The sequence below is a fragment of the Moheibacter sediminis genome (assembly GCF_900176425.1).
GTDB classification, from domain to species: Bacteria; Bacteroidota; Bacteroidia; order Flavobacteriales; family Weeksellaceae; genus Moheibacter; species Moheibacter sediminis.
On sequence record NZ_FWXS01000004.1, the window covers coordinates 123,578 to 138,458 of the forward strand.

At 36.5% G+C, this 14,881-nt stretch carries 12 protein-coding genes; 6 read left to right on the forward strand and 6 right to left on the reverse strand.

Annotated features, from left to right (window positions below; genetic code table 11):
* Positions 1 to 159: 159 nt before the first annotated feature.
* From B8977_RS07290 to purM, 4 genes are all read right to left on the reverse strand, one after another.
* A complete protein-coding gene (locus tag B8977_RS07290; protein WP_084017040.1) occupies positions 160 to 1,842 on the reverse strand; it encodes an AAA family ATPase in 1,683 nt (560 codons plus the stop codon).
* Between the two features lie 58 nt (positions 1,843 to 1,900).
* Entirely contained in the window at positions 1,901 to 3,097 is a 1,197-nt protein-coding gene (locus B8977_RS07295; protein WP_084017041.1) for a multidrug effflux MFS transporter, read from the reverse strand.
* A 167-nt stretch (positions 3,098 to 3,264) separates the two neighbouring features.
* Positions 3,265 to 4,257 (reverse strand): succinylglutamate desuccinylase/aspartoacylase family protein, encoded by a 993-nt coding sequence (locus tag B8977_RS07300; RefSeq protein ID WP_084017042.1) that lies wholly within the window; start codon positions 4,255 to 4,257, stop codon positions 3,265 to 3,267.
* Positions 4,258 to 4,362: 105 nt separating this feature from the next.
* Entirely contained in the window at positions 4,363 to 5,352 is a 990-nt protein-coding gene (purM, locus tag B8977_RS07305) for a phosphoribosylformylglycinamidine cyclo-ligase (protein WP_084017043.1), read from the reverse strand.
* 219 nt (positions 5,353 to 5,571) lie between these two features.
* Here purM and B8977_RS07310 point away from each other — a divergent pair, with 219 nt between their 5' ends.
* The 4 genes from B8977_RS07310 to B8977_RS07325 all read left to right on the forward strand — a co-directional run bounded on the left by B8977_RS07310 (position 5,572) and on the right by B8977_RS07325 (position 9,645).
* Positions 5,572 to 6,096, forward strand: coding sequence for a hypothetical protein (locus B8977_RS07310; protein ID WP_084017044.1), 525 nt, complete (start codon positions 5,572 to 5,574; stop codon positions 6,094 to 6,096).
* Positions 6,097 to 6,259: 163 nt separating this feature from the next.
* Positions 6,260 to 6,811 (forward strand): hypothetical protein, encoded by a 552-nt coding sequence (locus B8977_RS07315; RefSeq protein ID WP_084017045.1) that lies wholly within the window; start codon positions 6,260 to 6,262, stop codon positions 6,809 to 6,811.
* A gap of 136 nt (positions 6,812 to 6,947) precedes the next feature.
* Complete coding sequence (locus tag B8977_RS07320) at positions 6,948 to 8,135, forward strand: carboxypeptidase-like regulatory domain-containing protein (protein ID WP_084017046.1); 1,188 nt, start codon at positions 6,948 to 6,950, stop codon at positions 8,133 to 8,135.
* A 52-nt stretch (positions 8,136 to 8,187) separates the two neighbouring features.
* Positions 8,188 to 9,645 (forward strand): hypothetical protein, encoded by a 1,458-nt coding sequence (locus B8977_RS07325; protein WP_143736378.1) that lies wholly within the window; start codon positions 8,188 to 8,190, stop codon positions 9,643 to 9,645.
* Positions 9,646 to 9,676: 31 nt separating this feature from the next.
* Here B8977_RS07325 and B8977_RS07330 read toward each other — a convergent pair whose 3' ends face one another.
* Positions 9,677 to 10,924 carry a CinA family nicotinamide mononucleotide deamidase-related protein gene (locus B8977_RS07330; RefSeq protein ID WP_084017048.1) on the reverse strand — a complete coding sequence of 416 codons (1,248 nt, stop codon included), beginning with the start codon at positions 10,922 to 10,924 and terminating at the stop codon, positions 9,677 to 9,679.
* Between the two features lie 19 nt (positions 10,925 to 10,943).
* Positions 10,944 to 11,813 carry a lipoyl synthase gene (gene lipA / locus B8977_RS07335; RefSeq protein WP_084017049.1) on the reverse strand — a complete coding sequence of 290 codons (870 nt, stop codon included), beginning with the start codon at positions 11,811 to 11,813 and terminating at the stop codon, positions 10,944 to 10,946.
* Positions 11,814 to 12,035: 222 nt separating this feature from the next.
* Between lipA and B8977_RS07340 the strand changes: the two genes are divergently transcribed.
* The gene (locus tag B8977_RS07340) at positions 12,036 to 14,168 is read left to right on the forward strand and encodes a TonB-dependent receptor (protein WP_084017050.1); all 2,133 of its coding nucleotides are present in this window, start codon (positions 12,036 to 12,038) and stop codon (positions 14,166 to 14,168) included.
* A 113-nt stretch (positions 14,169 to 14,281) separates the two neighbouring features.
* The gene (locus B8977_RS07345) at positions 14,282 to 14,791 is read left to right on the forward strand and encodes a hypothetical protein (RefSeq protein WP_084017051.1); all 510 of its coding nucleotides are present in this window, start codon (positions 14,282 to 14,284) and stop codon (positions 14,789 to 14,791) included.
* The last annotated feature ends 90 nt before the right edge of the window (positions 14,792 to 14,881 follow it).

Genomic DNA, 14,881 nt, shown 5'->3' on the forward strand with positions numbered 1-14,881 from the left:
AACTGCGTGTTCCGTTATTCCTACTGCACGCTCCGTTATTGCGATTGTACCCTCCGTTATTGTAACTGCACGCTCCGTTTTTCTGACTGCACGTTCCGTTATTGTGATTGCGCTCTCCGTTTTTTGAACTGTACGCTCCGTTATATCTTCCGTAACATCTTAATTCACTAAAAAAATCATCGACTGCTTGATTTCATCAAAAGAAACTTCATTCTTCAGTTCAGCATAAATTTTTGCTAATGAAGTTTTTTCTTCTTTGGCTTGTTTTTGGGCAGCAGCTTTTACTTTTTCAAATATCACTTCTGAAGGACGGTAGATATCCAGATCAATTTCCTTGTCAATTTCCGCGATGTGGATCAGGTGACTGAGGATGGTTCCCTTTCCCAAACCTCGTCTTTCAGCCATCTGATCGATGGTCAGTTTTTCCTCAACCAATTTTTTTGTCAATTGATAAGTAGAAACTTTCTCGGCTTTTCCTTTTTGGGTCAATTTTTCTTTTTGCTTCGCCAATTCTTTCTTATCGGTAATCCCGCCGCAATGCACGATGAAACCTATGAACTCATTTTCCAGATCTTTTTCATCCAGAGAATCATCCCACTCCTGTGACAATTCCCGAAACCTGAAATCGGCACGCATCGCCAGTTTATCAACTTCCAGTGCCGTTTGATTAAGTCCTCTTAGTTTCAGTCCTGACAAATCGCGCAAACGCGAAAGAGCCACATAACCCTGTCCCTTTTCAAACGCACGGCTAAGATCGATCATCGCAGCATCCATCGTCATTCCCTGGCTTTTGTGTACTGTAATTGCCCAGGCCAGACGCAGTGGGATCTGCACAAAAGAAGCCAGAGGTTTTCCGGTTTCGTCTTCGATGGCCCAGGTTTCAACTTTCGCTTCGATGAGGTCATTGTCAAGTGTTTTTACCAACGGATTTCCCTTGTCTGTAAAACCTGTAACCCTCCCCAAAGTGCCGTTCACATAACCCACTTCATAATTGTTTTTGATGAACATGACCTGCGCACCCGTTTTGAGTTCGAGGTTTTCGGGAGCCAGAACAGATCTTTTCAGGATTTCAAGCAAGCCATCATTTCCTTTGAGCATTGCAGGAAAAAATTTTGATGAACTTCCGATTTGTTCGAGGTAAGCTTTATTGATTCTTTCCACATCGGCATTGTGCGTAAACAATTTGGTTTCCTGTTCGCCTTCGTCGGGATGAAATTCTACTCTTGATTCCAGTAAATCGATTGATCTTTGGGAAACTTCTCCGTTTCTGATTTCATTTAAAATGCTATTCAAATCATTTTCAGATTGGCGGTGCTGTTCGGTCAGGTAACAAATCACAGGTTCTGCTTCCAACCATGCATCGGACATGAAAGCGAATTTTTGACGTGAAGTTTCTTCCTGATTTCCAATCGGTGGTAACTGAAAGAAATCTCCTGAAAAGATGACCTGAATGCCTCCGAATGCCAATTCATTTTCTTTGAAAAATTTAAGTACGCGGTTGACCAATTCCAGTTGGTTGCGGTGAAGCATAGAAATTTCATCGACAATCAATACTTTGACATTGTCCATCTTGTCGCGGAAATATTTCTTTTCCTTGAGGTTGGACATTTGTTTGTAAGAAATTTCATCTTTGATACCGATTCCAGACCATGAATGAATGGTCTGCCCGTTCATATGCGTAGCCGCAATTCCCGTCGAAGCGGTCGTTGCCACCGGAATTTTATGTTCTTTGAGGTAAGTGATGTATTGGTTGAGCACATAGGTTTTTCCCGCGCCGGCCGAACCGGTAAGGAAAACATTTCGTCCGGATTTGAGTATGGCTAAGGCTTTGGATTGATTCATAATTTCTTAGTTTCAAGTTTAAGTTTTTAAATTCTAAGTTGAGAGGCAATCTAATAATTTATTTTCTTACAACTTTTTGTGCAATGTGCAGAAAAATGGTTGCTGAAATCGCCAATCCGCACATCGTGATGAACATTGTATTGGCTGAATTTCCTTGAAATATTCCAATTGTTGCAGCAACTACAGCACCGACGCCCATTCGGATAGAGCCCCCTAAAGCAGATGCAGCACCTGCATTGTTGGTAAATGGAGCCAAAGATGCGGCAGTTGCATTTGGGTTAATGAATCCTGTCGAAAATAAAATCAGAAACAATCCGGCAACAACCCATTGGTAAGGCATTTCCGGAATTACATTGATCAGAATTAAAATCAAAATGGAAATAACGCTCAGTATGATGGCTGCAAGGTTGGCAATTTTGATATAATCCACATATTTATTCAAAACCCCATTCAGGTAGCTTCCCGAAATCAGCCCTGAAGCATTTATAGCAAAAAGAATTGAAAATGTTCCTTTGTCCAATTTATACAAGGTTAGAAATACAAATGAAGCAGAGGAAATGTACGCAAACAAAATCGACATCGCGATACTTCCCGCCAAGGTGTACATCAGGAAAGAACGGTTTTTAAATATTTCGAAATAATCTTTGGAGATTTTTCGAATGCGTAATTTATTGGAGTGCATGTACAAACTGGTTTCCGGCAAGAGAAAATAAATCATCGCACTGACCAATCCCGCAAAAACTGCCAAAAAGAAAAAGATGTAATTCCAGTCTGCTTTTTCAATGAATAAACTTCCCGCCGTAGGTGCAATCAATGGCGCAACACCCATGACAAGCATAATGTAGGAAAATGCTTTGGCTCTTTTGTCTACGGCATAAACATCACTGATAATCGCATTGGAAGCAACCATTCCGACGCATCCGCCCAAGGCCTGCAACAAACGCATCCCTATCATCATTTCGATATTGACAGAAAATGCACATCCCAAACTTGCCAGAATGTAAATAGCTAAACCAAACAAAAGCGGTTTTTTACGTCCGTATTTGTCCACAATCGGACCGTAAATTAATTGCCCGACAGCAATTCCTACAAAATAAGAAGTCAGTGTAAATGCGACGTGTTTTTCATCTGTATAAAAATCCTCAGCGATCCTCTGGAAACCCGGAAGATACATGTCAATCGTGAAAGGACCAAGCGCTGCAAGTATCCCCAATAGAATGATCAGGAAATTCTTGTTAATCGTAGTATGTTGCATAATGAAGACTGCAAATTTACTTCATTTCAACCGAGGAAACCTAAAATTATGAGGTTATTAAATAAATTATCAAGAATTAATTTTATCCAGACGAAGGAGAAATCTAATTTTATTCAAGAGACTCTTCGTTTCGTTACACTACACTCAGAATGGCAAAACAAATTAATTTATTCCTCCATGTATTCGTTATCGGATAATTTCAATTTGGTGGATATATTGAAAATAGCATCACCTTGAAAGACAATTGCACCTTGGTTTTCATTGATGATGTAGCCTGAATTCGGTGCCAAAACAGGATTTTCTACTTTTCCATACGGATCGGTAATCCAAGCAACCGTTTGATTTTCTTCGACATAATCCCCTGCGGCAACAACACTTTGAAACAACCCTGAGAAATCAGCTCTGAGCCAAGTTGAATTTTCGATGCAAATCATCGGGCGTTCTGCAGCTTTTTCAGTGTGTTTTTCATTGAGCATTCCCAAATGCTTCAAAAATCTTTTGGTTCCATAAATCGCCTGCAACACCACATCTTTGTTAATTTCCAATGATTTCCCACCTTCAAACAAAAGGTATTTTACGCCTAAATTATCACAGGCACTTCTGAAAGAACCTTCGATATTTTTGGAATACAATAAAAACGGTGCCTGAAAAGCGTCTGCCATTGTTTTTAACTCCAGATTTTCTTCTTCAATTCGAACGTGAGGAACGTTGAAACGGCTTCTTCCTCCGGCATGAAAATCAATCACATAATCCACTAAAGGAACTATGTGTTCCATCAAATGATAAGCGAACTGACTTGCCAATGAACCATTGATACTTCCCGGAAAAACACGGTTCAAATCACGTCCGTCGGGAAATTCTCTTGATTGATTGACGAATCCGAAAACATTGACCAAAGGAATACAAATGATGGTTCCGATTTCGGGAATGTTGATTTCTTTCTGAATGATTTGGCGTACGATTTCTATACCGTTGAATTCATCGCCGTGCAATCCTGCACTCAACAAAACCACCGGGCCTTTTTGATTGGAATGTGAAACAATTACCGGAATTTTCAAATCAGTCATCGTGTGCAACTTGGCAATTTTTAGGTTGACAGTTTTGGTTTTGCCAGGTTTGATTTCTTTATTGAGGATTTTGAAATTTTCGGTTTGGGTCATTATCAATTCACTTTAAAATTCAAATTTAAGGATTTCAAATTTTATTAAATGAAAAAGTCCCGCTAAAAAACGGGACTTCAAATATTTTCATGAATTCTTAATTGACTAATGCAAAACAATTTTTTCTTCGTTGTTTTCGATTTTTCCAATCAACATACTTCCTTCAACCAAATCCAAAACGGTTTGTGCATCGGATTCATCACAAATCACAACCATTCCAACACCCATGTTGAAAGTTCCGAACATTTCATTTTCCTCTATACCGCCACGTTTCATCAATTCTTTCATAACCGATGGAACATGAACTTTTGATTTTTCAATTGTTGCACAAAGTCCTTCAGGAATGATTCTCGGCACGTTTTCGATCAATCCGCCACCTGTGATGTGTGCAATTCCGGAAAGTTTAACTTTTTCCTGAATTTTGAAAATATCGTTTTGGTACAATTTCGTAGGAACCAAAAGTGTTTCGTACAAAGGTTTTCCTTCAAATTCTTCATTGAAATCAGGAAAAATTTTTCTAACTAATGAAAATCCGTTGCTGTGAAATCCGCTAGCCGCCAATCCGATAATTACTTGTCCTGCTTTAATTTGAGAGCCATCAATGATGTCTTCTTTTTCCACCACGCCTACGCAAAATCCTGCAATGTCATAATCTCCTATTTTATACATTCCGGGCATTTCAGCAGTTTCTCCGCCGATCAATGCCGTTCCTGTTTCTTTGCAGGCTGTCGCAATTCCTCCTACAATTTCAGCGGCAATGTCCGAATCTAATTTTCCGCATGCCAAATAGTCTAGGAAAAATAAAGGCTTTGCGCCATGACAAAGAATATCATTGGCACACATAGCGAAACAATCAATACCGACTGTGTCGTATTTTTTTACATCCAATGCAATTCGCAATTTTGTTCCCACACCATCTGTTCCGGAAACCAAAACAGGATTTTTGTAACCTGCTAATTGGTAAAAAGCACCGAAACTTCCGATTCCGTTCAAAACATTTGAATTGTGGGTTTCCGAAACTGCTTTTTTGATTTTGGAAATTGTTTGATAACCTTCTTCTTTATCTACTCCTGCTGACTTGTAGGTATTGCTCATTTGATTTTGTTGAAATTATTGTGTTTTGCAAAAGTAATTAATTTAAGAAGAGATTCCTATCAGATTTTGAACTTATCTATTCACAATTTATTGGGTTTTAAATTTAGCAATTCATCAAGCTGAAATTACGATTGGTAAAATAATAGATGAATTATTGAAGTGAAAATTTAAAATTTGGCATAAATTATGAAAACGGGTAATTAACAAAAAAAGTAAAACATGAAAAAGTTATTTTTAACAGCTGCTATTGCAGTTTTCGGATTAGTTGGAGTAAATGCACAGTTTGAAGCAGGAGCTTACCTTGGAGCACCAATCGGAGATTCAGATGGAGCCAGTTTAAATGCAGGAGCAACATTTGCTTATTATGTTCCAATTGTTGAGGGTTTAAAAATTGGAGGTATTGCGGGAGTTGATCATTTCTTTGGTAAAGATTACCGTGGGTTTGATTATCCGGATGCCACATTCATTCCGATAGCAGCGTCTGCAAAATACAATTTCAATCCAAAATTATTCGTAGGATTGGATTTGGGTTATGCAATTGGAGTAAGTGACGGAGCCGGCGATGGGGGATTCCTCGTGCGTCCGAGATTTGGATTCAGTTTACCGATTGTAGATTTGTACGCATATTATAAATCTATCAGTTATTCTTACGATAGCCCTGGAAATTGGAATAATAACGACTGGGACTGGGATGATACTTGGAATTTAGGATCTGTAGGTGTAGGAGCATCGTTCAAATTCTAATTAGATAAATTATTATAAATTTTAAAAGCTGAGAGGTAAGTTTCTTCTCAGTTTTTTTTATTGAAATTCACCTTCTTAAAATTTATTAACATTTTTTTATGTTAAAGTTAATGTTTGGCATAAATATGGATAGAGGAAAATCAATTATTAAAATATATTTAACATGAAAAAATTATTTTTAACAGCTGCTTTTGCAGCTATTGCTATGGTTGGAGTAAATGCTCAGGCTACGGGTGTAGAAGCTGGTGCTTATGTGGGTATTCCGGTTGCAGATGCTTCTGATGGAAGTTCTATTAACTTGGGTGCTACAGTTGGTTATTATTTTGAGGTAATTGAAGGGCTGAAAGTCGGAGGTATTGTTGGTTATGATCATTTCATTGGAAAAAGTGGAGATGATGTAATCATCGGTGGTACTACTTTTTCAACTGATGCTGTAGATTATGGATTTATTCCGATTGCTGCTTCTGCAAAATACAATTTTGTGCCTAACTTTTTTGCAGGATTGGATTTAGGATATGCAATTTATGTTGGTGACGGAGAAGGTGACGGTGGATTTTATTTCCGTCCGCGTGCAGGTTACAGCACTACAAGTTTCGATATCTATGCATTCTTCAAAGGAATATCAAACAAATACACGACAGATTATGGAATTTATTCTACAAGTGTAAGTTCTACATTAGGATCAGTGGGCGTAGGTGCTGCTTATAAATTCTAATAAAAATAATTTATAAAATAAAATGTCCGGTAATAAATGCCGGACATTTTTATTTTCACTTTGTCTGTTCCAACAAATACATTTAATTTTGCATTTACTAAGCTAATCAATTTTAAATATACTAAACTAAGTAATTTTGTATAAATCTTTATTCCTCCTTTGTGTTATTCCTATATTTTCCTGGTCTCAGGGAATTGTTAGCGGATTTGTAATTGATAAAGACAATCAACCCATTGACAGTGTTATGGTTTTTTTTCATAAATCTGATGATTTAAATACCGTAACAGATAGGCAAGGCTATTTTAAAATTGATTATTCAGATATTGAAATCACAGGTTGGAAACTGACTTTTTATAAAGAGGGCTACAAAGAACAATCAATTGCTTTTAAAAAATTAAGTGATTTGATGGTTGTAACATTGGAGCCACTTGTCAAAAAAGCAGAAACTGTCATTTACGAAGATGAAATAGTAGAACTCGACGGAGGGATTGTTTACAGTAGTTTTGCAGTTGATAGTTCGAAAATAATTAATTCTATTTTAGATAACATAAAAGCCCGTCATTCATCAAATTATCCGCTAATAAATACGACTTATCAGGTGCGAGGTTTTCATTCGCTAACTGAAAGGCTAAGCGAGGAGAGAGAAGATACTTTACTTTATCTGAAAAATCCGCTTCATTTGGAATTGACTTCTTACAATGATAAAAGTATTCACCTCAATTCCAAAATTGCAGTTCAGCCAACTTCTACACTTTTCGTCAGAAATAATATTTATAATGTGCCTAAAGATTCGCCTTTCTTTTTGTACGAACAGTTTTCTTGGGTTGATTTCATCAATAAGGATTTTCTCAATAAAAAAAGGAATTATAAATATAAAATACTGAGTCAGGATGAAACAAGTTATGTCATAGAATTTAAGGTAAAAAAGCCGCAGGAAGGGAATTGGTCTGGCATAATGGTAGTAAACAAAGAAGATTTTGCAATCCTCAAACTTGAAGTAAATTTAGAATTTAACCGAAAAAACAGTTATTCTATCGTTTCTAAAAATCTTACAAAAAACTCAACTTCCATTATCTATTTCGAAGGTGCAAAAATTGGTTGGGAATTTAAAAAATCTAATTCCGGTTTTTACAAAATAAACAACCTCAATTCTGATTACAGAATCATTCACATAGGTGTAAGTCCAGATTATACACCTCAGTTTTTAGTGAAAACCAATATGAGTTTTGCGGAAGAATCTTTGCCGGAAGAGTGCAAAATTTTACCACTAAATGATTTGCTTTTCATTGCATTTCAAAAAAATTATGCTGCCTTTAAAGATTAATTTTTAAACAAAATAAACCGTTTAACTTTTACGTTATACAAAAAATGGTATTTTGAAATTCCGGGGGGAGCAAAGGCTGTATTTTTTGGGGATTTATATTTTCTCCAATTTGACTTTTGCACAAGATCCAATTATTTTCAATAATGATCGATACAGCGGGATAAGCACAGTAGGGATTTCTCCCACACAGCCATTTTTAAATCCAAATGGTTGGGATGTCCACATTTTTTCCGAAAATATTTTTGCCAACAGTGACTATATTTATATTTCTGAGACAAGTTTATTGGGGTTGACAAGTGGAGGAATTAAAAGTGCTGACATCAGTAACGGAATTACCGGAGAAAATACAGCCAAAATATCAGATTATTACAACCATGATAAATTCGGATATCATATAAGCTCTGATTTGATGGGTCCTTCTTTTTCTTTGAATTTGAATATTTTTGAAAAAGATTTTTCAGTAGGGCTTTTCACAAGGCTTCGCATACAAAGTTCTGCAAAAGAAATAGACAATTATTTGCAATACACTAATCAGGAAATAACAGAACCGGTTTTGTATGATTTGAGTCCTTTTAAAACCAATTTTATGAATTGGGCAGAAGTGGGTTTAAATCTTTCGACAGAAATTTTTCCATATTCTCAATACCAATGGATTGTTGGTGTAAATTTAAAATATGAAATGGGATTGGATGCATTTTATGTAAACAATAAAGAAAACGCTGTTATGCGCAGGGAATATCTGCCCAATCCGGAAGATCCTGAGCAAAATATAAAAACGCTTTATGCCTCGGATTTTGATGTAGAGGTCGGTTATGCAACCAGTTATAATTTTGATGCTGACCGATATGAATTTAATCCTAAAGGAAAAGGATTTGGAATTGATTTAGGAATTGCGATAGTAAACCCTGACCGTTGGGAAGAGTCTTATGATTTCAAAATGAGCTTGAATGCGCTGGATATCGGATATGTGAATTTTACAGGAAACGTACATAATTTCATTGGGGACAATTTAAGATACACCAACAATCCTGTGTTTGATGATGTAGATTTTGAATCTCCGGAACAATTTGCTCAATTAATAAGCAATGAAATTTACGGAAATCCTACTGAATCTCTAAAATCAAATGCTTTCAAAATTGGTTTGCCGACAAGCATTCATTTTAATTTGAGTAAAAATGTAGGCGAAAATCAATTCTTAAATTTTGATTTAATTCAAAGAGCTCCGATTTTTGAAAATAGTCTGAAACGCGCTAACATTGCCAATATTTCTTATTCAGTTCAAAAACCGGGAATAGGTTATGGCGCATCGCTTTCTACATATGAATATGAAACTATTCAAATGGGAGGATTTCTACGTTGGGGACCTTTGGTTATTGGCAGTGAAAATATACTTCCGATTTTTGTAAGGCACAAAAAATTACATGCACTTGATTTCTATATCGGTTTGAAATTATACCCGCTTTGGGATAATGATATGAAAAGAAGAAGCCGTGAGGATTGTAAGTGTTAATGCAGGATGGGTGTATGATGTTAAATTTAATCTAATTTTTAATTTTAACAAATTCAAATACGTTTTGTAACGCCAGTTTTGAAACTTGAGAAATAAAATCTTCTCTTTCTAAATAGGGAAAGAAATACATTTTGGTTTCAGTCGAATTTCCATCAGTTACTGCAATCCAAACCGTGCCGACTTCTTTTCCGTCTTCGCCTTGTGCAGGACCGGCAACCCCTGTCGTGGAAACTGCGATGTCAGTTTTCAATAATTCCCTAACACCTTTTGCCATTGCGGCTGCAACTTCTTTACTTACAACTGTATAATTTTCAATTAATTCATTCGGAACTTTTAAAATATTTTCTTTTACGGAAGTCGCATAGGAAACTACAGAACCGTAAAAATAATTTGAACTTCCGGGAGCAGAGGTAAGCATCGTAGCGATTGTTCCACCCGTACAGCTTTCTGCCGTCGAGATTGTTAAATTTAATTCTTTTAACTTTTCTCCTAAAATTAATTCGATGGAATCTTTATTTCTTGAATCTAAACGAGAACCAATAATCGGTATTAATTTTTGAACCTCAGCCTCAATTCTATTTTCAATTTCTGTTTTGTAGTTTCCTTTTGCCGAAATTCGAAGTTTAACTTTACTTCTTTCAGGCAAATAAGCAAAATGAAAATCTGAAGGTAAATTATCTTCCCAATCGGTCAACGCAATCGCCAAATCACTTTCCGGATAATTGGAAACCGAAAGAAATCTGTGAACCACAAAAGGTAAATCGAATTTTTCTTGCAATCTTGGAACCACTTCCGTTTTGATGAGATTTTTCATTTCAAACGGAACACCTTGCAGGTTAATGAGGATAGTATCTTGAAACTCAGTCCAGATTCCCGGTGCCGTTCCCAATGCATTTTTCAAAGCTATCGAACCTTGCGGCATCAATGCTTGGGCTCTATTCAGCTCATTCATTGTTCGGTTTAATTTCAAATATCGTTCTTCCAATTGAGCCAAAATTTCTTCATCCATTACCAATTCAGTTTGTAGAAATTCGCACAAAGCATTTTTTGTCACATCGTCTTTTGTTGGACCTAAACCTCCTGTTGTGATGATGACATCTGAATCGGGAAGAATTCGATTTAGAGTTTCAATGATAATTTCGGAATCGTCATGTATGGAAAGAATTTCTTCAACTTCCAATCCTATTTCGTTTAATTTTTTTGCGATGTAAGCAGAATTGGAATCAACGATTTGTCCAATCAGAATTTCGTCTCCAATGGTTACCAAACGTACTTTCATTGATTAATTAATCTGAAAATTAAAGAATATGCTTTTCTGCATGATAAGAAGAGCGCACCAAAGGACCGCTTTCCACATGACGGAAACCTAATTCCTTTCCAAATTCCTCGTATTTTTTGAATTGTTCAGGCGTGATAAATTCTTTAACTGGCAAATGTTTCTTAGTTGGTTGAAGGTATTGACCCAAAGTGATGATATCAACCCCGGCATTTCTGATTTCCTGAATGGTTTCGAAAACTTCTTCTTCCAATTCACCTAAACCAAGCATAACACCGGTTTTGGTCCTATGTTGGCCTTGTTCTTTCAAGTAACGAAGCACCTCTAAACTTTTGTCATATTTCGCCTGAATTCTCACTTCACGTGTCAAACGGCGAACGGTTTCCATATTGTGAGAAATCACTTCAGGAGCCGCTTCCAATATTCTATCCAACATTTTAGTATTTCCCTGAAAATCCGGAATCAATGTTTCCATTGTCGTTCCCGGACTGATTCTGCGAACTGCACCGATGGTTTCAGCCCAAATAATTGACCCCATATCTTTCAAATCATCGCGGTCAACAGAAGTGATTACTGCATGTTTAATTTTCATTAATTTGATAGAACGCGCAACTTTCTCAGGTTCTTCCCAATCTACTTGTTCAGGACGACCGGTTTTTACACCACAGAATCCGCAAGAACGGGTACAGATGTTTCCAAGAATCATAAAAGTAGCAGTTCCCGCACCCCAACATTCGCCCATATTGGGACAGCTTCCGCTCTGACAAATGGTATTGAGCTTATATTTATCTACTAATCCGCGCAATTCACGGTGATTTTTACCGGTAGGTAATTTCACACGAAGCCATTGTGGCTTTTGAATTCTTCCGTCTTCTTTTACGATTACTTCCATAGAATTCCCAAAATTACGAATTAGGTTTTATATAAAACGATTTTACGATTGAAAAAGCCAATCTTTTCATTGTTTTATTAAATTAATTAAAATGTTATGATGAATTAAAATTATTCGGTAAAATGTAAATCTTTTCCAACTCATCCCTTAAAAATTACAGCTCATCCATTCAAATTTTTATATCAAATTTGCATTCATGAAATTCGCTTCAAAATTCATGACATGAAAAAATCTCTACTCACTGCAATCTTTACTATTATCGCCGCCTGCACAGTCTATTCACAAACAACCATCTCCGGAACCATTCTCAAACCATCGGGTTTACCTGCACAAAATATAAACGTTACTTTAGTCGGAACTTACGATGGTGCATCTACCGACGAAAAAGGATTTTTTACATTTGAAACTGAAGAAACAGGCGAATTTGATTTAGAGTTAGAAGGTACGGGTTTTGTTTCTCAAATTATCACCATCACTATTCCCATCGAATCTCCTTTGGAAATTACCATAGAAGAAGCTACTGAGCTCGATGCTGTGGTTTTTGGTGCCGGAACGATGAAGGCAGTTGGGAATACTAATCAAACCGTTATGAGTTCACTCGATATCGTTACGACTGCAGGTTCAGACGGTGATATCATCGCAGCGATGCAAACACTTCCCGGAACCAATAATGTTTCCGAAGATGGGAGATTGTTTATTCGTGGAGGAGAAGGGGATGAAACTTCGATTTTCATCGATCGACTTCGGGTGTTCCAGCCTTACAGCCAAACCGCACCGAATACTCCTGCTCGCGGGCGATATTCTCCTTTTCTTTTCAAAGGAATTAATTTCAGTACGGGTGGATATGATGCGCCTTTTGGGCAAGCACTTTCCGGAATCCTTGCGCTCGAAACCCAAGATTTTCCCACAGAAAACAGCATCGATTTAGGTTTTATGTCATTGGGCGTGAGCGGTGCTTTCAACAAGGTGTGGGAAAAGGACGCACTTAGCGCAAGTTTGGCTTATTACAATTTATGGCCGGCGTTTAAACTATTAAATACCCGTGACGACTGGAGACGTGCACCAGAAGGTTACAGCGGTGAAACCGTTTACCGACATCAGTTCAAAAAGGGTCTGTATAAATCGTATGCCGCTTTGGAATATTCAAGAATGGATATGAGTTACAACGACATCAACCAGATAAACCCTGTGAGATTCAGCATGGATAATACCAATTTTTACTGGAATAATTCTTATGTGCATAATTTTTCGAAGAAATTAGAGGGTTTCATCGGATTTTCTATTGCGAATGCAGACACTAATATTAATCAATCAGCAGATGAATTCAAAAAGAATGAATTTGGATTGAATGTAAAAGCTGAATTTGACTGGAAATTAAATTCAAAACATAATTTCAGATTCGGAAGTGAATTTGTCGGAAGAACAAATGAAAACCAAGACGTTTTGCAAAATACAACTTCCGAAATCACCGAAAATCTTTTTGCCGCTTATGCTGAATATACTTGGTATTTCATCAAAAGGTGGGGAATCAAAGCGGGAGTCCGTTCTGAGCATTCAGATTTTGTTGATGAATGGAATGTTTCTCCGCGAGTTTCGCTCGCTTACAAACCTTCGAAAGACCATAATTTATCCATTTTTTATGGCGAATATTTTCAATCCCCAATGTCTGAAATAGGATATTACAATCCAGCAGATTTCATGAAATCAAAACAATATTTGCTGAATTATTTCTACCAAAAAGAAAAACAAATCGTCCGTGTGGAATTGTACCAAAAAGATTACGAAGATTTGGTTCGAAATGATGGGAATTTCAATTATACTCAAAACGGAAACGGTTATGCAAGAGGAATTGATGTTTTCTGGCGAAACAGAGGAAGCCATATCAAAAATATGGAATATTGGGTTTCTTATTCATACATCGACACCAAACGTTTGTATAAAGATTTTCCTGTTGAAGCACAGCCTTCATTCGTCGCGAACCATAATTTATCCGTTGTGGGAAAATATTGGATCCAGGAATGGCGTTCGCAGATTGGATTTACCTATCAGTTCGGTTCAGGAAGACCTTACACCAATCCTAATACAAATGGATTTCTTTCCGAAAAAACAAAAACATTTAATACAATTAATTTAAGCTGGGCATATTTAATTGACCAACAAAAAATACTTTACATTTCATTTTCAAACCCAATGGGATTCAAAAACGTGAATGGTTACAATTATTCTTATACGCCAAATGATAATGGAATTTATGACCGAATGGCTTTGAAACCTTCTATGGACAGATTTTTCTTCATCGGGTTTTTCTGGACAATCAGCGAAAACAAAGAAAGAAATCAACTCGATACTTTGTAAATTTTCATCCATTAAACCTGTCAATTTGTCGATGAATACAGTATTCCATCATGTAACACTTTTTTTGGTATGCGATTTGATTTAAAAAATTTAACAAATAAATATTCAATGTTATGAAAAGAATTATTCCCTTGTTTTTACTTGCAATCTTTGCAGTAACTTCATTTAGTTGTACAAGTGATGACGAAGTATCAGTAGATTACGACACGTTTCCGGTAGTTTATGATTTGAGAAATGTAAACTTCCAATTGGTTGATAATGTTTACACTATCGCCAGAACGATGGACAATCCTATGTATGAAACCGATATGATGCTGATTTATTTACAAGTTGGAAATACGGGAAACGGTTCTCCGATTTGGCAGCAAATTCCAATCAATCTTTATTTAGCTGACGGAAATGAAGTTGATTATAACTTTGATTTTTCGAGATATGATTTCCAGATTTATGCAGGTGGAACTTTTAACCTGGCAGGAACTTCTTATGTAAATAACAAAACATTTAGAATTGTTTTTATTCCCGCAAGTTATGGTAAAGGGACTGACAACCAAGTAGATTACAGTAATTATGAAAGTGTCATCAATTTTTATAACATTGATGATGTGAATGTAGGAACGCTGTAATAGACTTTTAATATAGATGAAATTTGCTCTGAGAATCCAAATGGAAATTCAGAGCAAATTTTTTATACATTTATTCCAAGATCAAATTTG